Origin of the sequence: Chryseobacterium phocaeense, from assembly GCF_900169075.1 — a bacterium.
Classification (GTDB): domain Bacteria; phylum Bacteroidota; class Bacteroidia; order Flavobacteriales; family Weeksellaceae; genus Chryseobacterium; species Chryseobacterium phocaeense.
On record NZ_LT827013.1, the window covers coordinates 54,055 to 78,955 of the forward strand.

Genomic DNA, 24,901 nt, shown 5'->3' on the forward strand with positions numbered 1-24,901 from the left:
ATTCTGCGGCCATTAAGGTCCAGCTTTTATACTGGAAGGCGAGGAAAGTTAATGTTTTGCCTTAAGCTGAAGTAAAGTATTTTCCAGATTGTCCGTCATCTTTTTAACCTCCACATGAGGTCTGAAGGTCGAACTTTTCCCCTTTTCCTCATCAGCAATATTGGATAAGATAATGACGGAGGTTTTCGTATGCGGATAGTAAATATTCAGAGATGGAGAACCTTTAATATAACCGCTGTGGAAATAGCTTTCGGGCTGTCCTGTATTCATCATAATTCCGTATCCGTAGCCCATTTTTCCAAAAATAGCATGGCGCCTTTCTGCACTTTTGGCGGAGAACTGCTTTAAAGTTTCAGGTTTCAGGATCTTTCCTCCATACAAAGCATTGTTCCAGATATGAAGATCCTCAATCGTAGAAAGGATGCCACCCGCCGGAGTTCCGATGTCTTTTCCGGCAAGTCTTTCAGGCATATTCGGGACAACTGCAGGCTTTGTAGTATTCCCCAGATACGCGCTGGCAAAATTTTGACCCTCAAAAATAGTTCCGGTAGAAGAATGTTTCATTCCTGCTTTTTTAAACAGCTCCAATGCATTTTCATCAAAAGATTTTCCGGAAACGGCTTCCACAATTTGTCCCAGGGCATTAAACCCGTCATTCGAATAGAAAAAATCCGACCCGCTTTTAAACATCAGTTTTCCTCCAAAAGTATTCAATCCTGAAGTATGATTTAAAAGTTGATGGATGGTAATATTCTCGTAATCTTTATTCTGAAAAATTTTCAGGTATTTCGATGCTTTGTCCGCCACGTTCAGTTTTCCCTGCTCCATCTGAAGAAGTACAAGGGTGGCGGTAAACTGCTTGCTCACAGAACCTATGGCAAAAACTGTATTGTGGTCAATGTTCACTTTATTCTTAAAATCAGAAAAACCATTGTCTTTCCTGTACAGCTGCAATGAATCTTTAAATACAGCAATACTTCCATTGAAGTGATATTTTTTAAAGACCGAATCAATCTGCTGTTCCAAAAGCGTTTTCTGGAAAGCAGTAATGGTGGAATCGATGATAGCATATCTGTTAACAGTTATCGGTGGGTTTTCGGTTTTGCAGGAAAACAAAAAATACAAAAGAAAGAGAAGTGTAATTTTTTTAATCACAGGTGTTTTTATTTTAAATTGAATAGTATATTGAGGCTACTTAAATGTAAGAAATTCCTTTGAAGTTTCAAAGCGTAGCAAAATTTATGCTAGGCCAGGGTGCTGGGTTAACAAGTATTTAATATTTTTGAATAGATTATCCGGAAACTACCATCATGAAAGACTATTTGAAAAACGATTCAGAACATATAAACCATATTTTAGACCTTATAAAAACACAGGGCATTGAATATCTCAGTACCCTTTCGGAAAGACCCACGTCGGTCAAAAATAACCCGGTATCCGATAAAATAGAATTGCCGGAATCCGGCTTCGGAGCTGAAGAAACACTGAAAATATTTAACCAAAGATTTGAACCTATCATGGTAGGTTCGTCCGGTCCCCGATACCTCGGATTTGTTACGGGTGGCACTACGCCGGCTTCCATTGCAGGAGACTGGCTCGCCACAATATATGATCAGAATACCCAGTCTACAACAGGGCAAGGTGATATTTCAGCCAAGATAGAAATAGAGACCATTAGTGTTTTACTGGATCTTCTCGGGCTTCCGGAAAGTTTTCTGGGAGGTTTTGTAACCGGAGCTACCATGTCCAATTTCACCTGTATGGCTGTTGCCCGGCAGTGGCTGGGGAAAGAGCAGGGGAGAGACATTGCTAAAGACGGAATTTCAGGATCCATCAAAGTCCTGACAGGTACCCCTCACTCATCATCCATCAAATCCTTATCGCTTCTGGGAATCGGGAGCAGTAATATTATTAAAGTAAAAACAGCCGGCGAAGACCGTGAAGCGATCAGCATACAAGACCTTGAGGAGCAGATTACAAAGCTGAACGGCGAACCATTCCTCCTGATTTCAAGCGGTGGTACAGTAAACACCGTTGACTTTGATGATTTTAAAGAAATCAGCAGACTAAAAGAAAAATATAAATTCTGGTGGCATATAGATGCGGCATTCGGAGGTTTTGCAGCCTGTTCAGATCAGTATAAACATTTGGTTTCAGGATGGGAAAATGCAGACAGCATTACTGTTGATTGCCATAAATGGCTTAATGTTCCTTATGAAAGCGCGGTGTTTTTGGTCAAAGAACAGTATAAAATCCTGCAGGTGGAAACTTTTCAGAACTCAAACGCGCCTTATCTGGGAGATCCGTTGGAGAATTTCGGGTATTTAAATTTTCTTCCGGAGAATTCCAGAAGACTGAAGGCGCTTCCTGCTTGGTTTTCTCTGATGGCGTACGGCAGAAAAGGATATCAGGAAATTGTAGACCGTAATATTTCACTGGCGAAACAGTTCGGGCAAATGCTGGCAGAAACTAACGATTTCAAATTGCTGGCACCTGTAAGGCTCAATACCGTATGCTTTACTTTAAAAGATGAAGCACAGCAGGATAAGGCCCAGGGGTTTCTGGAAGCCCTTAATGGCACAGGAAAAGTCTTTATGACGCCTACTTTTTATCAGCAGCAGAAAGGTATAAGAGCTGCTTTCGTTAACTGGCAGACCACAGAAAAAGATATTGAACTGATCTTTGAGGTGATGAAAAGAGTAGCCGCAGAATTAGTATGATGAATTGGAAGCTGGAAGGAGGAGGATGAAAGTTACCTCGCTATCCTTGTCAAGGTTCAAAACCTTGACAAGGATAGCGACAATCTAAACTCCGGTTTATATCAGGATCAGATCACAGAACCAGAAAACATATGCTCCGTCTTCATCTTCGGGACAGGCCTTAGGTTTCGGATAGGTTTTCTTTACCGTTTCCCCGGTTTCGAATTGTACAGGTACCTTAAATAAAGGCCCGTCAAAAGTAAACGTATGGAATTCCCCGTTTTCCCCACAGGGGTCAACATTTTCCGGAAGATCGTTAATGAAACTCTCATCAATAATTCTCCCGGCAAAACTTTTGTCCAGATAGGTTTCATTAACACAGGTCACGATGGTCTTAAAGCCAAGTCGCAGGAATTCCCTGATCAGGTCCGAAGTATTCTGTTTCCACAAAGGAAAAACGGCTTCCATTCCAATTTCTTTCAACTGGTCTTCACGGTATTTCCTTAAATCTTCCAGGAAAATATCACCAAAAATAGAATGGGTCACTCCGCGGGCTTGAATTTGGCTCAGTGTCGCAGTCATAATTTCCCGATACTGTTCCATTGATGGTTCTTTCGGGATTTCCATTTTAATTAAATCAAACCCCAAGCTTTCCGCCTGTTTTTCCAGCAGTGAAACATGAACACCATGCATGGAAATTCGCTGAAACTCTTCATTAATGCTCGTCAGTAAAGCAACGATTTCAAAATTTTCCTCTTGTAAAGTTTTATATAAGGCCAGAGCAGAATCTTTTCCGCTGCTCCAGTTGAAGATAGCTTTGGGCTTCATGGAATAAGTAAGTGATTTAAAATTAAAGCAGTACGATGAAAATTATATATTTTTTTCAGTATTTAATTCGCCAAATGGTGTGTAAAATGATGAAAACTTATTAAATTTAGCAAAATTAATTCAACTACATGAAAAACTTTTTTATCGGGACTGCGGTCCTGTTTTTTACCGGCGCTGTAAACCCGGTTTTTTCTCAGAAAGCAGATGCTCCGAAATTCGTGAGCAATACTGAAGGCGTAAAAGAATATACCCTGAACAACGGGATGAAAGTCCTTTTGATTCCCGATGCTTCCCAAAGTAATATGGTAGTGAATATCATTTATAACGTAGGTTCCAAGCATGAAGGCTACGGAGAAAAAGGAATGGCGCACTTACTTGAGCATATGCTGTTTAAAAGCACCAAGAAATTAGGAGATATTAAAAAACAACTCTCTGACAAAGGAGGAAATGCCAACGGAACCACCTGGTATGACAGAACAAATTATTACGAAATATTTCCTTCCAGTGATGAAAACCTGAGATGGTCTCTTGAAATGGAGGCGGACAGGATGATTAATGCAACCATTCTTCAGTCGGATCTGGATAAAGAATTCTCTGTAGTGAGGAATGAATTTGAAATCGGGGAGAACAGACCTGGTGACGTTTTGATGGAGCGTATCGTATCAACGGCTTACCTATGGCACAACTACGGAAACAGCACCATCGGAAGTAAGGAAGATATTGAAAGGGTAAAAGCACCAACCCTCAGAAGATTTTACGAAAAACATTACCAGCCGGATAATGCCACGTTGGTGGTAGCGGGTAAGTTTGATGAAAATCAGGCTTTAAAATATATTTCCCAGTATTTTTCTGTTATTCCGAGACCGTCAAGAGTTTTGGATCAGACGTATACTGTGGAGCCGGCCCAGGACGGGGAACGTTTTGTTGAGCTGAAACGCTCCGGAGACAGTAAAATTGTAGGAGCATTGTATCACACGGCTCCTTATGCAGATAAAGATTACGCAGCACTTGATGCACTATCGGAAATTCTGACTTCAGATCCTTCCGGATATTTATACAAAGCGATGATTGATTCTCATAAAGCGGCTTCTGTCTATTCTTACCAACCTACGGTAAGGGATGCGGCGTTTATGTATTTCGGACTTGAAGTGCCTGCAGATAAAGATGTAAAAGCAGTAGAGAGTGAATTCAGAGCTGAGCTGGATAAAGTGGCTACTATAAAATACACGGAGCAGGATGTTCAGAGAGCCAAGGCGAAAATTCTCAAGCAAATAGAAAACACAAAGAATAATACCATTGGTTTTGCCATTAACTTAACTGAAATTGTAGGTGCCGGAAGTTATAAACTGGGTATGCTCTACCGCGACAGTATCGAAAAATTAACGCTGGCAGATATTCAGAGAGTTTCGGATAAATATTTTAAAACAAATAACAGAACAGTAGGGGTGTTTATTCCTACAAAAGATGAGGTAAGAGTTAAGAATAATGAGTTTTCTGATGAGCAGATCGCCAGTCTTACAAAAGACTACAAAGGGAAGGCTCTGGAAAAAGAAGTGGCGCCTTTCGAAGCCAGCATTAAAAACCTGAAAGCTAATCTTTCTGAAGGGAAGCTGAGCAACGGAATGAAGTATGGCGTTATTAAAAAAGAAATCAAAGGAGGAAAGGTGATAGGAAGTTTCCGTTTTCCTGTGAGTAATGCTAAAGATTTGAGTGGAAAAGCTCAGATCGGAGGTTTGATGGCACAGGTCATGAAAACGGGAACGAAGTCTCATACCAAAGAACAGATTCAGGATATGCTTGATCAGTGGAAATCAAACATCAATTTCTCTTTCAACGGACAGACTTTGTATGCCAACGTGAGTACCTACAAAGAACACCTTCCGAAAGTAATGGATCTGATGAAGGAAATTTTAACCCAGTCCAGTTTCCCTGAAGCTGAGTTGGCAAAAACCATCAATGAATACAATACTTATCTGGAAAGCTCTTTAAACGATCCGCAGGCACTGGCATTCACTGAAATTGAAAAAATCACGGAAAGCTATCCTAAGGAAAGTGTTTTCTATACGCCATCTTTTAAAGAACAGATTGAAGCCAATAAAACCATTAAGAGACAGCAGCTGGTAGATTTTTATAACCAGATACTGGGAAGTAACAACGGAATAGGAACCATGATCGGTGATCTGGATGCCAAAACAGCGTCCGCCCTGATGGAAAATACATTTGCAAAATGGAATTCAAAATCATCTTATGAGAAAATCAAGCCTGAGCTTTTTGCCACGAAAAAACAGGATAAAGAATACCTGACTCCGGATAAGGAAAACGGGGCAGCAGTGGGTAAAATCAGTTTCTCTATGGACAGAAACAGTCCGGATTACCCTGCGTTTGTGATTGCGAACGAAATGCTGGGAAGCGGAGGATTCCTGACTTCAAGAATTCCGATCAGGCTTAGAGAAAAAGAAGGGATCAGCTATGGTGCAGGATCATATATCAGTGTTCCGACAGATAATACGGTGGCATCATGGGGTTGGTATGCATTCTTTAACCCGACTAAAAAAGATGCTGTGAACAAGGCATTGAAAGAAGAAGTGAACAAGGCGGTGAAAGAAGGATTCACAGAAGAAGAACTGAAATCCAACCTTAATTCATGGCTAAATTCAAGAAAGACGGACTTAGGAAATGATACTACTTTGGTAGGTCTTGTGAACAGCCAGCTGCAGTATGGAATTCCTTTGGAAGATTATGATGCGTTAGAAGCTAAAGTTTCCGGCCTGAAAGTAAACCAGGTGAATGATGTGCTTAGAAAATACATCAGCGAAGAAAAATTAACGTCTGTTTTTGCAGGAGATTTTAATAAGAAGTAGATTTCCACCATTCAAAATAAAGAAACCCGCAGAGCTCATCCGCGGGTTTTCTTTTTATTGGGAATATAATAAATACAGATTGTCTATATAACTTCTTTTGGAAAGTTTTTGAACCGTTGCCTCGTCGTAAAATGCCCGATATTTATATTCCGGATGCTCTTTCTTTATTTTTTCGAATTTTCTTTTGCCTATTTTTTTGCCGTCAAGGAAGTAAAAATCGGGAGGCTGTGGGTCTGAAATCACGATAGCTCCCATCGTTACATATCTTTCCTCAATCTCAAAATTCTGTTTTCCCAACAGTTCATTGGTTTTAAGAATAGAGGATGCGTAATCTGTAAACTCTTCATTATTGGAACCTTCCACCGTGTAGTCTATCCTGACGATATTATATTCACTTAAAGCTTTTTCCGGAAAAGTTAAAGTGAAATTCCCGTCTTCATCTGCTTTTGCGTGGTATAATTTCTCTAATGTTACTAACGAAATTTCCCCGGAAACCAGCTTCATTTTGTATTGAGAAACCAGTTTGCCGCTTATTGTAATATTCTTCTGGTATACATTTTCTGCCAGGGACTTTGTATCCGTCTGTGCCGGCGCATATATTGACGATGTTAAGGTGAAGGCCAGAAATACACCCGACAGTGCCGGCTTTAAAAATGATTTTTTGATGCAGACAGAATCGTTAGTTTTTAAAATTTCATCAATGTCCGTTGCAGGGAGCTGATCAAAATCCCAAACTTTTTTCCTGCAGGAATCACAGAATTTACCGTCCCCAAAATCCTGCATCTGGTCCCAAAGCTGTCCACAGGGTTCTTTAATTCGAAACTTTTTCATCATATACGTATTTTATCAATCTAAAATAACAAAAAAACCTCAAAGAAACTTCCTTGAGGTTTTAATTTATCAAATGACAATCCGGTTACGGACTACATATTTCGTCTGTACTTACCGCCCACTTCAAACAAAGCGTTGGTAATCTGTCCAAGAGAACAGTATTTCACAGCATCCATCATCACTCCGAATAAGTTCTGCTGGTTAATCGCCGCATACTGAAGCTGCTTTAAAGCTTCCTCAGACTTTGCTTCATTGGATTTCTGGAAATTGTGAAGGTTTTCAATCTGAACCTGCTTCTCTTCCTCTGTAGACCGGATAACCTCTCCCGGACGAACCGTTGGTGAACCGTCTTTTCCAAGGAATGTATTCACCCCGATAATCGGATATTCTCCGGTATGTTTCAGCCATTCGTAATGCATGGATTCTTCCTGAATTTTAGAGCGCTGGTACATGGTTTCCATAGCACCAAGAACTCCGCCTCTTTCCGTAATCCTGTCGAATTCTGCATACACTGCTTCTTCCACAAGATCCGTAAGCTCTTCAATAATAAATGATCCCTGAAGCGGGTTTTCATTTTTAGCCAGACCTAATTCCTTATTAATAATCAGCTGAATCGCCATAGCTCTTCTTACAGACTGTTCCGTAGGCGTGGTAATGGCCTCATCATACGCATTCGTGTGAAGGGAATTACAGTTATCATAGATGGCATATAATGCCTGAAGCGTCGTTCTGATATCATTGAAATCAATTTCCTGCGCGTGAAGAGAACGTCCTGAAGTCTGGATGTGGTATTTCAGCATCTGGCTTCTTTCGTCCGCGCCATATTTCAGTTTCATGGCTTTCGCCCAGATTCTTCTTGCTACACGCCCGATGACCGAATATTCAGGGTCGATACCATTCGAGAAGAAGAAAGATAAGTTAGGGGCAAAATCATTGATGTCCATTCCTCTGGATAAATAATATTCCACATACGTGAAACCATTCGCCAGTGTAAATGCAAGCTGGGAAACCGGATTGGCGCCCGCTTCCGCAATGTGATATCCTGAAATGGAAACAGAATAGAAGTTTCTTACTTTCTCCTTGATGAAATATTCCTGAACGTCACCCATCAGTCTCAGGGCAAATTCAGTAGAGAAAATGCATGTGTTCTGTGCCTGGTCTTCTTTTAAGATGTCAGCCTGAACCGTTCCACGAACGGTTGCAATGGTTTTGGCTTTAATTTCAGCGTACACATCGGCCGGAATAACTTCATCTCCTGTAATTCCCAGTAATTTCAGTCCTAAACCGTTATTGGAAGGGGGAAGTTCACCATTATATTTTGGTCTTTCCAGACCTTTATCATCAAATTTTGCTTTTAAAACAGCTTCAACTTTCGCCTCAAGACCATTTTCAGCAATGTATTTCTCGACGTTCTGGTCAATGGCTGCATTCATAAAGAAAGCAAGCAGCATTGGCGCCGGTCCGTTGATCGTCATGGAAACGGAAGTCAGTGCATTGATCAGATCAAATCCTGAATACAGCTTTTTGGCATCATCCAGCGTGGCAATAGAAACGCCCGCATTTCCGATTTTACCGTAAATATCCGGTGGAAGAGCAGGATCCTGGCCATAAAGCGTTACAGAGTCAAATGCTGTAGATAAACGTTTTGCAGGCATTTCTGCAGATACGTAATGGAATCTTCTGTTGGTTCTTTCCGGGCCTCCTTCTCCGGCAAACATCCTTGTAGGGTCTTCACCTGTTCTTTTAAACGGATAAATTCCAGCCGTATAAGGGAATCCTCCGGGAAGATTTTCCTGGCCTTTCCATCTGATCAGATCACCCCAGTCGTTGTATTTAGGTAAAGCAATTTTTGGAATTCTTAAGTGAGACAGGGATTCCGTTGAGGTTTCCACTTTGATTTCCTTTCCTCTTACAAAGTAGGAGTAGAACTCTTCATGGAAAGCCTTTTTTGTATCATCCCAGGTTTTCAGGAAGTCGATGTTTTCCTGGTGAAGCTCTTTTTCCGCCTTTTGATATTCAGCGTCTAAAGTTTCATTAGATAAGAAATTTTTTACCCCTTCAATATGATACATTTTTCTCGCAAGCTCAGCTTGTTTTTCGATGTTTTCGTCATATATCCTATTGTTTTCCACAATTTCAGAGAGATAACGAACTCTTTTTGGAGGAATAATTGTTACTTCATCCGTAATTTCCTGTTCAGCGAAAGTTTTCAGATCCAGACCTGAAAATTTATCATTGACTTTGGAAATCAATCGGTTGTATAGTTCTGTCGTTCCGTGGTCATTGAACTGGGATGCCTTTGTTGCGTAAACCGGCATTTCATCCAATGGCTGCTCCCATAGCAAATGGTTTCTCTGGAACTGTTTTCTTACGGCCTGTAAAGCATCAAGAGCCCCTCGCTTGTCGGATTTATTTAATGCAACAAGATCCGCATAATCTAACATGTCAATTTTTTCCAGCTGCGTTGAAGCTCCATATTCAGGAGTCATCACATACATGGAAACATCTGCAAAATCAGATACCTCTGAACCTGACTGTCCGATACCGGAAGTTTCCAGGATGATGACATCCGGATGAGCCAGTTTCAATACATTTAACGCAGAATGAATGAATGGTGAAACAGAAACGTTGTTCTCTCTCGTCGCCATCGAACGCATATAAACCCTTGGATCATTGATCGCGTTCATACGGATTCTGTCTCCCAGAAGTGCTCCTCCCGTTTTCTTTTTGGAAGGGTCAATGGAGATAATGGCAATTTTTTTATCAGGATTGGAACGGATGAAACGTCTTACCAGCTCATCGGTTAGGGAAGACTTTCCTGCTCCACCTGTACCGGTGATCCCGATGATTGGGATATTTAAATCTTTTGATTTTTCGTCAATAGCTTTTACAAGCTCGGGTTTTTCTTCTGAAAAGTTTTCAACAGCAGAAATAATTTTGGCAATGCTGGTTGAGTTTTCAAAATCTATTGAATCCAGATCAGCTGCTGTGGTCTCTTTTCCGGTTGCGAAATCTGATCTTTTTACCAGGTCATCAATCATTCCCTGTAATCCAAGCTCGCGGCCGTCATCCGGAGAGTAAATCCTGTCGATTCCGTAAGACATGATATCTTCAATTTCTTCAGGCAGAATAACACCGCCGCCACCGCCAAAAATTTTAATCTGTGGGGAGTTTTTTTCTCTTAAAAGATCGTAGATATATTTGAAATATTCATTGTGGCCACCCTGATAAGAGGTTAAGGCAATAGCATTGGCATCTTCTTGGATGGCGGTATTCACCACTTCCTCTGCTGACTTATCGTGTCCCAGGTGGATCACTTCACATCCTGTTCCCTGGATCACGCGGCGCATGATATTGATCGCTGCATCATGTCCGTCAAATAATGACGCCGCGGTTACGATTCTTACTTTGTTGGTTGGAGTATATTTTTGGGTTTCCATAAAAAAAATAGAAAATTTCTGAATTCTCAAATATAATAATAAAATAAGAACCGTTTAATTTTGTTTAATGGTTTGGTTTTGAGTTGATTGTTTTGGTTTTTGACATCAGTTTTCTCCCGATTGGCAGGCTCCTTTACCATTTAATTCGTTAGTCCCGGCCAAGGCTGGCATTAATTTTCAAATGGAGTACATTTCCGGATTCTCAAATTAATTTCTCTATTTTTGCGTCATATTTTACAGACATGCAAAAAGCTTTGGTTTATTTCGCTTTGGGGACGGTTGTGAGTTTCCTGATTAATTATTTCTTTTTAAGTTCACAGAATATGGGGCTGGATTTTTATTACGCCATTGCTTTCGGATTTGCATGGGGATTGGCTTATTATCTGGATACCCCAAATATTTCACTGCCTAAAAAGCTGGGCTTGTCTTTTGTGGCTATGGGTGTTCTTGTGCTGATCGGCACTCTGATTTTCAACCTGGAACTTGCCATCCCATCAATATTGAAATTTTCTACAGTTTTTGTAGCATACTACCTGATCGCGAGTTTCAGAGGCAGTAAATCATTAAGAAAATAAAAACAAAGGCTCTTTTCATACAAGAGCCTTATATTATATTAGTGGAGCATCAGGAAACTTACGATGGCCAGCCCTGTAAGTAAAAACATGAATGCAAAAAAGTTGATGAAAAATAATATGCCGCCAATAATTAAACTCACTATACCATGCGTGTGATACACGCGGTAATGGGCAATATAGAAATACGCTATACTGTAAATGGTGAGAATGCAGATGATAAAATACAAAAGTGAATTAAGGACACTAAAACTAATGAGGCCGGTTAATTTGGACAATAAAAATATGAACAGGATAATCAGCAGAAGGAAGGAGAAATAATGCAGCGTGAAAATCCCGTGATCAAAATACCACCATTTTTTCTTACTGTGGAAAATCCATAAGAAGAAGGCAAACAGGGGTAGGTATAAGAAAAGAGCTTTGGGTAAATTATGGTAAGATTTTTCAACCATATTTTTCATGAGTTCTTTTTTGGTGACGCCTTTTTCTTTAAGCTCGTAAAATTTGTGAGCTATTGGGTTTAACATAAAATCCCAGGAAGAAGGGTTTTTAGCCATTGCAGAATCATAAGATTTTCTTGTTTTATATCCTGCAAAGCTGAAGTCGTTGTCTATCGCCTTATTCATATCAAGGGTTTCCTGTATATTTTCCACAGTTGCAGTATCAGGCAGGAGACTGAGATTTTTCATAGCAATAGAATCTTCTCTGGTCAGATTTTTCTGGGCCTTGATACTGTCAAATATTTTCTGTGTTTCAGGCGACTTCATTTTATCCAGAAAGCTTATTTTCGAATTCTTATTATCTGGTTTATCCGAGCCGATATTCACCATAGGAAAAAGAGCGAACGTGAAAAAAGTAATGAAACTCACAAAAATATACAGCTTGACAGGAGGTACGAATTTCTGTCTTTTGCCTTCCAGATAAACATTGGTAAGTTTTCCCGGGCTCAGCAGCAGATTTTTTAAAGTACCCCAGAACTGGCCGTCGTAATGGGTGAAGTCTTCAACGAAGTGGGTGAAAAGAAAGTAGAAAGGATGGCGGCTTTCAACATTCTCCTGGCCGCAGTGCGGGCAGTATCTCTCTTCAACCTGATGTCCGCAGTTCAGACAGGTTTTATCTTCTCTTAGTTTTCCGTGGCTCATGGATGTATGGAATATGTTTGGCGCAAATATAAAAATTTAGCCTAATACGATAATCATATCAGCAAGCTTTTGGCGAAACCTTTAAAGTAAAGTTAATAAAGAAAGAGTTTAGAATCAAACTCTTTTCTTTATCACCCGTGTTTTTAGAATCTTCGAAACGTTTTTTTCATCGGTCATTCATTTTACAAGTTCTGTGCCATTTCTAAAAATATTGTTAAAATCTACCAGAACCTCTTAAAATACCGATAGTTATATAGATAAAACAAAATATGTTTTTGCATTACAAAAATAATGTGTACCTTTGCACACCCTTTTAGGGGGAAATTATGTTTAATCTTTAACTAAAACGTGTGAATACATTAAGTTACAAAACTGTTTCAGCGAACAAAGCTACTGCTAATAAAGAATGGGTTGTGGTAGACGCTGAAGGACAGCCGTTAGGAAGACTAGCTTCTACGGTTGCAAAGATTTTGAGAGGTAAGCACAAAACGAACTTTACACCTCACGTAGATTGTGGTGATAACGTAATCGTTTTGAATGCTGGGAAAATTACACTTTCCGGAAACAAGTGGGCTGATAAGACTTACATCTGGCATACAGGTTACCCTGGTGGACAGAAGTCTATGACTGCGGCTGAACTTCAGAAGAAAGATTCTTTAAAAGTATTGGAGAAATCTGTAAAAGGTATGTTGCCTAAAAACAGATTAGGATCTGCTTTATTGAAGAACCTTTATCTGTATGAAGGAACTGAGCACAAGCATGAAGCTCAGCAGCCTAAAACAATTAATGTTAACGAATTTAAATAATTAATTATGTCTATAGTTCACAAAATCGGAAGAAGAAAAACTTCTGTAGCTAGAGTTTATGTAAAGCCAGGTTCTGGAAACATTACAGTAAACGGTAAAGATGCAAAAGATTATTTCTCTACAGACGTGATGGTTTACAAATTGAACCAGCCGTTCATCCTTTCTGAGACTGTTGGTCAGTATGACGTTACCGTAAATGTTTTCGGTGGTGGTAATACAGGTCAGGCAGAAGCTATCAGATTAGGTATTTCAAGAGCTTTATGCGAAATCAACGCTGAGTTCAGATTAGCATTGAAACCTGCTGGTTTACTTACAAGAGACGCAAGAATGGTGGAAAGAAAGAAGCCAGGTCAGAAAAAAGCAAGAAAGAGATTCCAATTCTCAAAACGTTAATTTTTTTCAGACATCAGATTGGAGATGTCAGATCTCAGATTTTCTGTCTGTTATCTTATATCTGAAATCTATTAATCTAAATTTAAAAATTGCCCGTTACGTTTAGCATCCAAACGCTTCTCCCATCTAAAGAAGTTGTTGATTGTTTAAAAGACGGAAAGTAAACTAACAAAAACAGAAAACATGGCAAAAGCAAATGTAAAAGACCTTTTAGAGGCTGGCGTACACTTCGGTCACATGACCAGAAAGTGGAACCCAAATATGGCTCCATACATTTTTATGGAGAAAAACGGTATTCACATTGTAGACTTACATAAAACAGCAGTTAAACTGGATGAAGCGTGCAGCGCTTTGGAAAAATTAACTTCTGCAGGTAAAAAAGTTCTTTTCGTAGCAACTAAAAAGCAGGCGAAAGAAGTAGTGGCTAAGCATGCTGCTGAACTTAATATGCCTTATATTACAGAAAGATGGCCTGGAGGTATGCTAACGAACTTCGTTACTATCAGAAAGGCGGTAAAGAAAATGAACCATATCGACAAAATGAAAAAAGACGGTACGTTCGAAACTTTATCTAAAAAAGAAAGATTACAGGTAGACAGACAAAGAGCTAACCTTGAGAAAAACTTAGGGTCTATCTCTGACATGGTTCGTCTTCCTTCTGCAATCTTTGTTGTAGATATCATGAGAGAACACATCGCTGTAACTGAAGCTAAGAAATTAGGTATTCCAGTTTTCGGTATTGTTGATACAAACTCTGATCCAAGAAAAGTAGATTTCGTTATCCCAGGAAACGATGATGCTTCCAAGTCTATTGATATGATCTTAAACATCGTTTCTGATTCTATCAAAGAAGGTCAGTCTCAAAGAAAAGCTGATAAAGAAAAATCTAAAGAAGAAGGAGAAAAGGTATCTGCAGATACAGATGCTGATTTCGATGCTGAATAATTAAAGATTTTCTTTAATATAGGAAAAACGCTGGATTTTTATCCAGCGTTTTTTTATTTACAGCTTGCTGATGTCGGATTTATTAATTGGTAAGCTTGATTGCGTAAGAAGTGGTAATGAATTTTGTAGATTGGTAAGAAGAATTGCAGAGTTTTCCCGAGAGTCTGTAATTCTGGTTTTTAGGCACCATGGTATAGCCTATTTTCCCGGAGCCTATCGGGATTTTTTTATAGAAATTGTTACTGCTTACCGTGAGCACCATATTGCATGGTGATTTATTCTCTACCGAAATAGAAGTCCTGGGATCGGTAGGAGAGTCGCCATTGAGAAGGTCTGTCAGAACTTCCGCTGTTTCGGGTTTGTATGTTTTAATAAGTTCCGCATACTCTCTTTCCGTACTCATGGAGGTATTCCCTGATCCGGAAGCAGGGTAGTTGGTTCTTACAGGATAGGTGCTGTAATTGGCATCGCAACTCATAAGGATAAGTGAGATACCGGAAAGGAGAAACAGCTTTTTCATACAGTTTTTATGATTTTTTCTTTTTCTTAGGCTTTTCGGGGATTGCTTTTTTCAGATCTTTTACCGGATTTTCTGCTGGTTCAGGGTTCTGTTTACCGGGATGACCGGGATTATCAATCACTACAAATATACTTTTTTTTATGTCTTTTGCAGAGATATACCTGATATCACAGACATTACTGCTCAGGGTATATGAGCCCTTATTGAGAACAATAAAATTTTCTCCGTGCGCAGGTACGGCAAGGTTATAAAAATCTTTTCCTTCAATTCTAAGAACTATATTACAGTCGGAATTATTTCTGAACAGAAGAACAGCTTCTTTGCGCGTAATATCTTCATCAAACATTGCATTCAACAGCTTGACCGTTTTTTCTTTGTGCTGGTCGGAAGTTTCGGCGATCAGTTTTTTAAATTCTTCGGCGTCATCAGAATAGGAATTCCGCATAAACCGGTTGGGAATTTCGGTTATCACAGGCCGTGTCTCCATGGGTTTGGCGTTCTTTGCACCTTTTGTCCACTCAGAATTTTTCAGAGCAATGAGCTTTGGTTTCAGTATACTCCTTTTAGGGTCATCGGGATGTGCATTTTTAAGATAATCTTCAATTTCCCGGATATTGGTGCTCTTGAGAATGTCTTTGCTGCCTTTGCCGTTTTTAATATTTTTCTGCGCGCTGGCGAAACCTGGAATCAGGAAAATGAGGAGGAGGGTCGTTAAAAATTTTTTTTTCATCAGTTTGTGTTTACTTCATCAGCTTATCCGGAATTTAATGTACGTAATGGTTTTTCCTTTGGCTGAGAACAGCTCTTCATAATATGTTTTTATATCTCGTAAATGTTCCGTGTTCGGATCGTATTCAGGAGCGCCGTAGATATCATGGTGTGCTGTGATAATTTCATGTCCGGCTCCCTGTAAATAACCTAAAGTATAGCCATGCAGGAACTCAGAATCCGTTTTTAAATGAATGATTCCGCCTGGTTTCAGGAATTTCTTATACCGCGCTAAAAAGTCAGGGTGTGTCAGTCTGTGCTTGGTACGTCTGTATTTGATTTGTGGATCAGGGAACGTGATCCAGATTTCATCCACCTCGTTTTCAGCAAAAAAATGATCTACCAATTCTATCTGTGATCTCAGGAACGCTACATTATTCATCCCGTTTTCTACAGCTTCTTTAGCCCCGAACCAGAATCTTGCGCCTTTGATATCAATCCCGATGAAATTCTTTTCAGGAAATGTTTTGGCAAGACCTACAGAATATTCTCCTTTTCCGCAGCCCAGTTCCAATACGATCGGATGATCGTTTTTAAAGAAATCATCTCTCCATTTTCCTTTCATGGGGAAACCTTTCAGTGCATCTTCTCTGGTTGGTTGGATAACGTTTGGTAAAATCTTGTTTTCTGCGAATCTTGCTAGTTTATTTTTGCCCATCGAGTTATTTATAAAATCCCGCAAAAATAGCAAATTTTATATAGATTACGTTGCCTTTTAAGGATAAAAGAAATGGAATTGAGCATATTTGCCGCGTACTTATGGTGCCGCAGAAGCGCCTAAGGCGACCATGATTGCTTTTTCTACGGTCTTTTGTGAGGCGTACTGTGCTCCGCAGACCATGCTGGTGAAAAGATACTGGCCTTTATCTATCACAATAGAGCTTTCATCATGAGCAGGAACTGCAAGCCTGTATTTGGTGTTTCCAACGCCTTCCATTCTTACAATAATATTACAGTCGGAATTGTTCCTGATCAGAACTGTGGTTTCTTTGGAGCTGGGATCGTTGTTGAATAATGCGTTTAATATTTTTACTGTCCTGTTTTTGTGCTCTACAGGATTTACGGCCATCAGCATATTGAATTCTTCAGCTTCAGCATTGGGCACAGCTGCGTTGGCTGTGGTATTTACTACGAAAGTATTTTCGGCATTACTTGGGGTATATACTACAGTTGACTGTTTGGCGGCAAGTTCTGCCTTGTATTTTGCAATCTGTTTCTGTTTGATAATGGCATTCATTTCATCGAAACTGATCTTGGTAGAGGGTCTTCTTCTGAGGAGGGCAAGCATCTCCTGCATATCTTTTACTTTCTGGTCGGCGGGATGGGCATCTTTTATGTATTGCGTCATCATTTCCATCACCCGCGGTTTCAGTACGGATCTGCGCGGATCATCAGGGTGGGCATCTCTCAGGAAAGCATTGATCTCATAGATGTTTTTGCTTCTTAAAATATTACTGTAATCTTTTCCCCTTTTCTGGGCAGACACACTAATGAATACTAAGGATACAAAAAGTAAAAGAATTTTTTTCATTGACAAAATATTAAATAAAAGTTTGGTGCTCCTCTTAATTTGTGTTTTGGTCAATTAGTTTTCATTATAACAACGAAATACTATTGTTTTTATTTTAGTTACTTTAGATGAAGATAAATTTAGTATAATTTTAAATATAAAAGAAATATGTGTTGTAATTTGTTATATAATGCCTGTTTCTTTACTAGAAATGATATTTTATTTAATGACTTCCTGGAGATTGGAGGTTTTCAATCTTTTCTGATAAATAGGGAGATATTTCTCGATAGGAACTTTAATGGCTTCAAAATTCCCCGCCAGCACATATGCTTCAATATTTTCCGAAGTATAAACAAATTGAAGGAAATTGTCAATCAGATTTTCAGGAATCTTGAATCTTACAAAATAGTCTTTTCCAAGATAGTTCTTAATCTGAGACACAGAATTATTCATCCTCTCATATGCCATATATCGTTGTTTTTTCTTTCTGTCCCCGGAAAGGATATCATAAATACTTTCCAGGCTGAAAGTAAGACCTCCATCTCTTAGTCCTGCAACAGGCAGTTCAGGAGAAGTTCCGTCACCCTTAGGCTCCGGAAGCCCTATCACTTTTTTGATGGCCAGGCCTTTGTCTTCTTTTCTTATAGAATTGACGTCGTATCTTAGATTTCCCGTAGGCTTAAACCGGGTAAGGACAATTTCCTGGATTTCGTAATAGGCAATTTTCAGCTCAATTAAATTTTTCTGCTGCATCATCTGCGAGGTAAGCTTTACATCTTTTCGTTCTGTGATGATGGATGTGAAACGAATCACGTCTCCCGGAACTGCGGGAATGGTGTAGGTACCATTGTAATCAGTAAGTACGGTTTTCTGGTTATTCAGATTGGTTACATAAACCTGATTAAGGTATAAGATGGAATTATCTCTTAAAAACACCTCTCCGGAATAAATTTGTGCACTGACTTTTGCCAGAAAAACCAGCATAAAAAGGGTAATTAGCTTCTTCATATAATTAGGGCAAAATTACGTAGAAATACAGCAATTTATACCTGTTTAGATAAGGATTACAGGTTAAAGTTATATTAAACTTTAAGATTAAACTGTTAAGGAATGTTATAAACCTGCATTAATAAAAAAATACAAAGAAATTAACATTAAAACCGCTGAATTATTTACGTTTTAACAGTAGCCAGCTTGTGTATTTTACGCTTATATTGGTGCCATATTCTGTCCAGCTGACAAAATACCAGTAAGTGGCGGTAGGTACAGGTCTTCCTCCCATTCTTCCATCCCATATGTACCGGTTGCTGGGACTTCCTCTGAAGATTTCAGCACCATAGCGGTCGAATATCCTGAACTCAAGATTGGTATTGCTCATCAGAGATGAATAATCGATCTGGTCATTGTGCCCGTCGTCATTCGGAGTGATGGTATTGATCAGGTTAATGAGAGCGAATTCCTTGGTTACTTCTTCACACAGGTTGGAATCCCTTACAAAAACTTTATGAGGACCTCTGGGTACATTGTTGAAGACATTCGAATTTTGCCAGCTTACCCCATCCAGAGAATATTCATAAGGTGGTGTTCCTCCGGTTACGCCCACGGTTACCGTATTTCCGTTGATCTCAATAGTTGTAATTATTGGCAGAGACGATTCTGTAACCGTAACGTATTGTCTGTAAACGCATCCGTTAAAAGTAAGTTCTACCCAGTGAGTTCCTGCCGGAACATTGGAAATGGAAGACGATGTAGCTCCCGTACTCCATAAATATTTTTCAAATCCAGGTCCCGCATCTAAGGTAGTAGTAGCTTTAGGGCAGATAATTACGTCCTTTAATTTATCTGATTTTTTAGGTGATTTAACCGTAATTTTTACAGAACCCACTTCAGGACATACTCCGTTTTTCTCAAATCTGATATAAAAGGTTTGGGTTCCGGTAATATTTACAGGAACTGAAAGTGCATTGATGTCATTCTGTGCATCGGCTAAAGTTCCGTGGAAGGTAAACGTCACATTAGGGTCTAAGGTAAACTGCGGAATAAACTGTGATAGATTAACTGCTTTTATTCCATCCAGATCATCATCACAGACCGTGGTTACAGCAGCTGTTGTGATTAAAGGAATACGGCCCCCAATGCTGAATTGTAACGGCTTTACAACTACCGCACAGCCGTCCGGAGATTCCACCCTGATGTAAATCGTAGTCGTCGCAGTATAGCTCCAGCTGTTAGGAAGCGTATTGGCATTTCCCGCATTGGCATCGGCAAGAGAGGCATAGTATCTTACATTGATAAAGTAACCCGGATTGTTCAGCACAATTCCTGTAATATTATTAAGTAATACGGTGACTGTTCCGTCCAGATTATCATCACAGAAAACACCATTATAATTGTCCAGAACGATGGCTAGATTGTATAAAGAAAGGGTGATCTCAGCAATAGCTTTACAGCCTATAGCATTTTTAACCACAGCGTATACAATTGTACCATTAGGAGCTGTATATGCGTTGGGTGTTGTAATCAAAGCGCCCGGGTTTTCTGTCTGGGCATCTACAAGGGTAGGGTAATAAGTGATGGTTACCGGTGAGTTGTTCGTCACGTTAGCGGTAGTCAGATTAAATGTCCCCTGACCATTGATATTACACGCATTTATAGTGACGTTCGTCACCGTTAGGGCCTGAATATTTATGGTAACGGTCACTGTCTCACAGTCCGTGAAAATGGGGTCATTTCCGCAGAAAGTATAAGTGAAGGTATCGGTTCCGGTAACTCCCGGTGTAGTAACATTATAAGTAATGACGCCTGTTGCGGGGTCTATCACTGCTGTCCCTAATGCAGGAGGAGTGAGGATGGCCACAGTGGAAGCTACAGGGGTTTGTGCAGAGCTGCTGAATGCAGGTGTAATCGTTTGCGTAGTACACAGATCATAGGTTGCTGTACTCAACTTGGTGCAATTCAGCACCTTAAATTCTTCCGTGACCAATGGGGCACAGCTTCCCATCGTTACCGAACAGGTATAAAATCCTGATTGCGTTGGCGTAATTGATGCTGTGGTAGCCCCGGGAATGATGTTTCCGTTTACGTACCACTGATAGGTATCGTAGATAACTGGATCTACCGTAAGGACAATACCGGGTGCACAGTCTCCTCCTGACCTTAAAATAACAGGCTGTGTAGGAAAACCTGCAAAGAATCCTCCATATCCCACTGCATTACTTCCCGCAGTGATTCCTGCGGTGATAGCTTTGTCTGAGATCACAGTAATGGTTCCCGATACATTGGGAATACCATAAGTTACCCAGTTATTGGTTCCCGTCATGCTGAATGGTCCCGTTGTCGCAGCCGGAACACCACCGTTTACCGTAACGTTGGCTCCTCGTTGCGTAATAAGGTTCAGCTTTGTCGGGATATTCAGGATTCCGGATGGGTTAGCATTGGAGTGGACAAAGTTTTCATCGATGAGCCCCAATTCATTAATCTGCTTGGGAAGATAGCAGTTCAAGGCCGGAATAAAATTAAATCCTCCCGTAGCTACCTCACTTCCTGACGCGGAATCTCCGGCAAGAATCTGGTAGACGTAAGCATTTTTAGAGGTTCTGAGATAAAGATTATAATGATTATTTCCCTGCAACAGATATTTTGAATCAGGGACAACAAAATATTCTCCTGTATTTAATGTGATCAGCGGAGGAATCTCATCATTGGCAAAAATCTGAGTGTTATCCTGTGTGGCAATGACAATAGCCCCTTCCATATGAGAGCCCCTGCTGCCGTTCCCTTTGACCAGGGCAAATTCACTTCCTAATCTTTCCACCGGAACAGCCTGATCCATCAGAATATCAGAGCTGGATGGAAAGTTTCCGGCATACTGGCCGTTAAAATTTCCATTGGTGAGATTTATAGGTTTACTGGCTGTGATTTTGGCACCGATAAATCCGTTAGAATTGGCGGCAATTGTACCGCTTCCGTCGATGATATAGGATTGGCCTTTATTGAGCGTGACCGTAAGCGTGGGATTGGTAGCTCCCGTCATTCCGTTTGAAAACTGTACCGTTGGCTTGTAGCCGCTTATGGTAATTGTTGTATTATCTTCGGTAGCCAGAATACCGGCCATAAAATTCAGAATGGTATTACTGACAGAAATGGGAGCATGCGCAACATAAAAATTTTTCCCTGTGGATGGTATTCCCTTGGAAGTAATGATCTCGGCATGGTTAAATACAGAGAATCTTAAATTAGCATAAAATGGAAATTCAGCTTTAAGATACAAACCTTTCGTTGAAGGAGTAAATAGATCCGCCTGGAGATTGGTGATAATGTACTTTCGCAGGACATCAAATTTTTGTGGATTGTTTTTACTGATGTTCACCGTTCCGATAAGCACATTATTACTGTAAATACTCACCGGAAAGGGAGTTGTTCGGTTGGTAGATAAATATAATTTCTGGTAGGGATTGGGGCTTACACTTCTGTCAACCATTGGGGCAAACCAGTGTTCCCTGTCCAATTGAGCAAAGGAAAAGGCGAAAAAACAAAGTATAAATAAAAAAGATAAATTTTTTTTCATTCAGTGAACTGGGTTTAACACAAATTTAATAATAAAATGTATTCATACCTTGAAAAAATAATAAAAAAACCGCGATGTTAAAATCGCGGTTGAGAAACTTATATTTTTCAGTGACTATTCCCTGCTTTTAACAAGGATCCAGCCGGTATAATTTACCTGTGTCTGTTTGCCGGAAGGCTCATTCCAGTGAATTTCAAACCAATAGTTGCCGGTAGGAACCCTTTTGCTTCCGCCCAAAGTTCCGTCCCATTTGTATCCATTGTTCTTATCCCCCTGGAATACTTTGGTGCCGTAGCGGTCAAAAATGGTAAACTCCAGGTTCTTTTTACCGGATAATAATGAGTAGTCGAGAACATCATTTACTCCGTCATTATTTGGCGTAATGGCGTTGATAAGATTAGGAATGGTAATTTCCACTGTAATCGGATCACAGTTATAGCTGTCTTTTACATATACTGCGGATGTTCCTCTCGATACATCTGTGAATATATTCGAGTCCTGCCATACGATATTATCAAGGGAATACTGGTAAGGTGGGTTTCCGCCTATAGCATACACCGTAACGGTAGTATTGGAAATATCAATACTTGACACAACAGGCTGGTCAGATGCGTATACCTTTACGGTCTGTAAGGTAACACAATCCCCGGTTTTTAATTTCACCCAATAGGTGCCTACTCCGGCATTACTGATGGCCTGTGTAGTGGCTCCGGTGCTCCATTCATAACCGTTAAAACCAGGACCTGCATCCAGGGTTGTGGTATCTTCAATACAAATGATTTTATCAACAAGTACTGAAGATTTTACAGGAGGAAGCACGGTAAGGGTAACTTCTGCAATTCTGTAACACCCATTGGCATTGATGACCTTTACATAGGCAACCCCGGTTGGCGCTTCATAATTTGCAGGGTTGAGAATTTCATTGGTATTATTGTCGGCATCCGTTGGTGATGGATAATATTTTTTTGTGACGCCCAATTGTGTAGTAACGGGGGCGTTGGTAAGGTTAAATAAACCTAAGGCCGGATTGGATTCCAAAAAGCATACCCTTAAAGATGCATTGCTTACTACCGGGCTTTCTGAAACCGTTAAATTTAAAGTTACTTCCTCACAATCTGTAAAGTCAGGATTATTCCCACAGAATTTGTAAACGAAAGAGTCCGGGCCTACATAGCTGAAAGCCGGAGCATAGCTGATGACTCCTGTAGCAGGATCTATAACCGCATTCCCATTAACCGGAGGTGTAATAATCGTTACACTTCCCGGTACTACAGACTGTGTAGAATTGGTAAAGGTAGGAACAATAAGCTTTACGCCGTCACACACTGTTTCGTTCATCGTTGTTTCCGTGAGACAAGTGTATACTTTATATACCGGAGTCGTGATGGGTGGGCATGAACCTACGGTGATCTTTACCGTATACTCGCCGGATTGGGTAGGGGTATAAGAATTGCTTATTGCAGTAGGAATGGGGGTATTATTTCTGTACCATTGATAAGAATCAAAGCTGTCATCTACTTCCAACACAATTCCGGGAATACAATCTCCGGTCTGTTTGGCTATAACAGGAATTGATGAGAATCCGGCGAAATATCCGCCATATCCTACCACACCGCTTCCTCCTGAGATTCCAGCAGTAACTGCTTTAGATGAGGTAATGGTCATGTTTCCCGTCACATTCGGGACAGAATAGGAAACCCAGGATGAAGTTCCCAGTACAGGATATGGCCCTTGAACAGCAGGTGGAGTGGCTCCGTTTACCGTGACGGCAGCTCCTGTTTCAGTCAGAATATTGAGTTTAACATTGTTGGTTGTGGGAGGAAGAATGTTAATATTTCCTATCTCATCGATCTTTCTCGGAAGGTAACAGTTCAGAGGAGGGATGTAATTGAATCCTACGGTAGCATTACTTGTTGCTACACCTGCCAGCAGCTGATATACGTACACATTTTTAGTTGTTTTAATGTACATATTGTAATGGTTATTACCCTGGTTAATGTAATTGGTATTGCTCAGCTTATTTACGCGGTAGCTTTCACCTTCACTTAAGGTAACTACCGGTGTTGCGGAGTTATTAATATATACCTGGGTGCCGCCTTCTGTGGCTACAATCAGGGCATCTTCCATTCTTTCACTGATATCTCCGTTTCCTTTTACAAGGACGAATTCATTTCCTAAGCGGTCAGTAGGTACAGATTGATCCATTACAATATCAGCTCCGTCAAAAAAGCCACCTGCGGGAATAATGGCAAACTGTCCGTTGAAATTACCATTGGTTACGGAAATAGGCTTGTCTGCCTCTATCTTTGCGCCGATAAAACCTTCTTTATTACCTGCCTTATCACCAACACCTTCAATGATGTAAGACTGGCCTTTATTTAAAGTAAATGTAAGAGTTGGATTGGTTACCCCGGTCCATCCGTTGGAAAATATCACATCAGCAGAGTAATCTGAGACAGTAACCTGGGTATTGTCTTCTGTAGCCATAATCCCTGTTGTAAAGTTCAGAGCAGTGACGGGGTTTTCAATTGGAGAGACTACGGCATAAAACTTTTTGCCGATTCCGGCTTTTCCTTTAGAGGTGAGGATCTCTCCATGGCTGAGTACGGAAAAACGGAAGGTTACAAAATAAGGTTTTGTGCCTTTTGTGTACAGTCCCTTATTCACCGGAGTGAATAATTCGGAAGTATTACTGGTAATAATGCTCCCAAGGGGAATAGTAAATGTTTGTGGGGCTCCTTTACTTACTGTCACGGTTCCCAAAAGCGTATTGTTACTGTAAATTTCTACAGGAAACGGAGTTGTGGAATCTGTAGAAAAGTAGAGTGCCTGCTGCGGGGAGCTGACGTTAGTGCTTCGGGCGGCCATAGGAGCGAACCAGTGTTCGGTATCCCTTTGGGCAAAAAGCGGGTTAATAGTGACGAGTAGTAAAAGAAAACTGAGTAAAAGTTTTTTCATGTTATGGAAATTAGGATTGTCGCAAAAATAGCAGAATATTTAATGCGATATTATAAAATGT

Annotated in this window: 18 protein-coding genes; 6 read left to right on the forward strand and 12 right to left on the reverse strand. The window is 40.2% G+C overall.

The annotated features are described in order from the left end of the window. Window positions 1–48: 48 nt before the first annotated feature. On the reverse strand, window positions 49–1,155 hold the full coding sequence (locus B7E04_RS00230; RefSeq protein ID WP_080776616.1) for a serine hydrolase domain-containing protein: 1,107 nt from the start codon (window positions 1,153–1,155) through the stop codon (window positions 49–51). Window positions 1,156–1,310: 155 nt separating this feature from the next. Here B7E04_RS00230 and B7E04_RS00235 point away from each other — a divergent pair, with 155 nt between their 5' ends. Beyond that, window positions 1,311–2,720, forward strand: coding sequence for a pyridoxal phosphate-dependent decarboxylase family protein (locus B7E04_RS00235; protein ID WP_080776617.1), 1,410 nt, complete (start codon window positions 1,311–1,313; stop codon window positions 2,718–2,720). 96 nt (window positions 2,721–2,816) lie between these two features. Here the strand turns inward: B7E04_RS00235 and B7E04_RS00240 are convergent, their stop codons facing one another. Next, window positions 2,817–3,527: a Dph6-related ATP pyrophosphatase gene (locus tag B7E04_RS00240; protein WP_080776618.1), complete on the reverse strand. Its 711-nt coding sequence runs from the start codon at window positions 3,525–3,527 to the stop codon at window positions 2,817–2,819. 128 nt (window positions 3,528–3,655) lie between these two features. Here B7E04_RS00240 and B7E04_RS00245 point away from each other — a divergent pair, with 128 nt between their 5' ends. Then, window positions 3,656–6,388: a M16 family metallopeptidase gene (locus B7E04_RS00245; RefSeq protein ID WP_080776619.1), complete on the forward strand. Its 2,733-nt coding sequence runs from the start codon at window positions 3,656–3,658 to the stop codon at window positions 6,386–6,388. Window positions 6,389–6,442: 54 nt separating this feature from the next. Here the strand turns inward: B7E04_RS00245 and B7E04_RS00250 are convergent, their stop codons facing one another. Both B7E04_RS00250 and B7E04_RS00255 read right to left on the reverse strand, forming a co-directional pair. After that, the gene (locus B7E04_RS00250) at window positions 6,443–7,219 is read right to left on the reverse strand and encodes a hypothetical protein (RefSeq protein WP_165439385.1); all 777 of its coding nucleotides are present in this window, start codon (window positions 7,217–7,219) and stop codon (window positions 6,443–6,445) included. Window positions 7,220–7,311: 92 nt separating this feature from the next. Beyond that, window positions 7,312–10,659, reverse strand: coding sequence for a methylmalonyl-CoA mutase family protein (locus B7E04_RS00255; protein ID WP_080776621.1), 3,348 nt, complete (start codon window positions 10,657–10,659; stop codon window positions 7,312–7,314). 242 nt (window positions 10,660–10,901) lie between these two features. Between B7E04_RS00255 and B7E04_RS00260 the strand changes: the two genes are divergently transcribed. After that, entirely contained in the window at window positions 10,902–11,234 is a 333-nt protein-coding gene (locus B7E04_RS00260) for a hypothetical protein (protein WP_080776622.1), read from the forward strand. Between the two features lie 38 nt (window positions 11,235–11,272). Here B7E04_RS00260 and B7E04_RS00265 read toward each other — a convergent pair whose 3' ends face one another. Further along, on the reverse strand, window positions 11,273–12,373 hold the full coding sequence (locus B7E04_RS00265; protein ID WP_080776623.1) for a DUF3667 domain-containing protein: 1,101 nt from the start codon (window positions 12,371–12,373) through the stop codon (window positions 11,273–11,275). A 350-nt stretch (window positions 12,374–12,723) separates the two neighbouring features. Between B7E04_RS00265 and rplM the strand changes: the two genes are divergently transcribed. The 3 genes from rplM to rpsB all read left to right on the forward strand — a co-directional run bounded on the left by rplM (window position 12,724) and on the right by rpsB (window position 14,517). Next, the gene (rplM, locus tag B7E04_RS00270; protein WP_034706094.1) at window positions 12,724–13,179 is read left to right on the forward strand and encodes a 50S ribosomal protein L13; all 456 of its coding nucleotides are present in this window, start codon (window positions 12,724–12,726) and stop codon (window positions 13,177–13,179) included. Between the two features lie 6 nt (window positions 13,180–13,185). Continuing rightward, window positions 13,186–13,572 carry a 30S ribosomal protein S9 gene (gene rpsI, locus B7E04_RS00275; protein ID WP_062653887.1) on the forward strand — a complete coding sequence of 129 codons (387 nt, stop codon included), beginning with the start codon at window positions 13,186–13,188 and terminating at the stop codon, window positions 13,570–13,572. A 183-nt stretch (window positions 13,573–13,755) separates the two neighbouring features. After that, complete coding sequence (gene rpsB, locus B7E04_RS00280; protein ID WP_048508339.1) at window positions 13,756–14,517, forward strand: 30S ribosomal protein S2; 762 nt, start codon at window positions 13,756–13,758, stop codon at window positions 14,515–14,517. Window positions 14,518–14,599: 82 nt separating this feature from the next. Here rpsB and B7E04_RS00285 read toward each other — a convergent pair whose 3' ends face one another. The 7 genes from B7E04_RS00285 to B7E04_RS00315 form a co-directional block, all read right to left on the reverse strand. After that, window positions 14,600–15,037 (reverse strand): DUF6759 domain-containing protein, encoded by a 438-nt coding sequence (locus B7E04_RS00285; RefSeq protein ID WP_080776624.1) that lies wholly within the window; start codon window positions 15,035–15,037, stop codon window positions 14,600–14,602. A gap of 7 nt (window positions 15,038–15,044) precedes the next feature. Then, window positions 15,045–15,767 carry a DUF6759 domain-containing protein gene (locus B7E04_RS00290; RefSeq protein ID WP_080776625.1) on the reverse strand — a complete coding sequence of 241 codons (723 nt, stop codon included), beginning with the start codon at window positions 15,765–15,767 and terminating at the stop codon, window positions 15,045–15,047. 18 nt (window positions 15,768–15,785) lie between these two features. Then, window positions 15,786–16,463 (reverse strand): tRNA (guanosine(46)-N7)-methyltransferase TrmB, encoded by a 678-nt coding sequence (gene trmB / locus B7E04_RS00295; protein ID WP_080776626.1) that lies wholly within the window; start codon window positions 16,461–16,463, stop codon window positions 15,786–15,788. A 99-nt stretch (window positions 16,464–16,562) separates the two neighbouring features. Further along, entirely contained in the window at window positions 16,563–17,336 is a 774-nt protein-coding gene (locus tag B7E04_RS00300; RefSeq protein WP_080776627.1) for a DUF6759 domain-containing protein, read from the reverse strand. Between the two features lie 198 nt (window positions 17,337–17,534). Beyond that, complete coding sequence (locus tag B7E04_RS00305; protein WP_080776628.1) at window positions 17,535–18,323, reverse strand: hypothetical protein; 789 nt, start codon at window positions 18,321–18,323, stop codon at window positions 17,535–17,537. A gap of 160 nt (window positions 18,324–18,483) precedes the next feature. Next, on the reverse strand, window positions 18,484–21,882 hold the full coding sequence (locus B7E04_RS00310; protein ID WP_165439386.1) for a T9SS type B sorting domain-containing protein: 3,399 nt from the start codon (window positions 21,880–21,882) through the stop codon (window positions 18,484–18,486). A gap of 114 nt (window positions 21,883–21,996) precedes the next feature. After that, window positions 21,997–24,840, reverse strand: coding sequence for a T9SS type B sorting domain-containing protein (locus tag B7E04_RS00315; RefSeq protein WP_080776629.1), 2,844 nt, complete (start codon window positions 24,838–24,840; stop codon window positions 21,997–21,999). Between the last annotated feature and the right edge of the window lie 61 nt (window positions 24,841–24,901).

What these genes read in the sequence shown, in the direction of transcription:
- B7E04_RS00235 (WP_080776617.1), top strand. Translation starts at nt 1,311, where the DNA reads ATGAAAGACTATTTGAAAAACGATTCAGAACATATAAACCATATTTTA.
- B7E04_RS00240 (WP_080776618.1), bottom strand. Translation starts at nt 3,527, where the DNA reads ATGAAGCCCAAAGCTATCTTCAACTGGAGCAGCGGAAAAGATTCTGCT.
- B7E04_RS00245 (WP_080776619.1), top strand. Translation starts at nt 3,656, where the DNA reads ATGAAAAACTTTTTTATCGGGACTGCGGTCCTGTTTTTTACCGGCGCT.
- B7E04_RS00250 (WP_165439385.1), bottom strand. Translation starts at nt 7,219, where the DNA reads ATGAAAAAGTTTCGAATTAAAGAACCCTGTGGACAGCTTTGGGACCAG.
- B7E04_RS00255 (WP_080776621.1), bottom strand. Translation starts at nt 10,659, where the DNA reads ATGGAAACCCAAAAATATACTCCAACCAACAAAGTAAGAATCGTAACC.
- B7E04_RS00260 (WP_080776622.1), top strand. Translation starts at nt 10,902, where the DNA reads ATGCAAAAAGCTTTGGTTTATTTCGCTTTGGGGACGGTTGTGAGTTTC.
- B7E04_RS00265 (WP_080776623.1), bottom strand. Translation starts at nt 12,373, where the DNA reads ATGAGCCACGGAAAACTAAGAGAAGATAAAACCTGTCTGAACTGCGGA.
- rpsI (WP_062653887.1), top strand. Translation starts at nt 13,186, where the DNA reads ATGTCTATAGTTCACAAAATCGGAAGAAGAAAAACTTCTGTAGCTAGA.
- rpsB (WP_048508339.1), top strand. Translation starts at nt 13,756, where the DNA reads ATGGCAAAAGCAAATGTAAAAGACCTTTTAGAGGCTGGCGTACACTTC.
- B7E04_RS00285 (WP_080776624.1), bottom strand. Translation starts at nt 15,037, where the DNA reads ATGAAAAAGCTGTTTCTCCTTTCCGGTATCTCACTTATCCTTATGAGT.
- B7E04_RS00290 (WP_080776625.1), bottom strand. Translation starts at nt 15,767, where the DNA reads ATGAAAAAAAAATTTTTAACGACCCTCCTCCTCATTTTCCTGATTCCA.
- trmB (WP_080776626.1), bottom strand. Translation starts at nt 16,463, where the DNA reads ATGGGCAAAAATAAACTAGCAAGATTCGCAGAAAACAAGATTTTACCA.
- B7E04_RS00300 (WP_080776627.1), bottom strand. Translation starts at nt 17,336, where the DNA reads ATGAAAAAAATTCTTTTACTTTTTGTATCCTTAGTATTCATTAGTGTG.
- B7E04_RS00305 (WP_080776628.1), bottom strand. Translation starts at nt 18,323, where the DNA reads ATGAAGAAGCTAATTACCCTTTTTATGCTGGTTTTTCTGGCAAAAGTC.
- B7E04_RS00310 (WP_165439386.1), bottom strand. Translation starts at nt 21,882, where the DNA reads ATGAAAAAAAATTTATCTTTTTTATTTATACTTTGTTTTTTCGCCTTT.
- B7E04_RS00315 (WP_080776629.1), bottom strand. Translation starts at nt 24,840, where the DNA reads ATGAAAAAACTTTTACTCAGTTTTCTTTTACTACTCGTCACTATTAAC.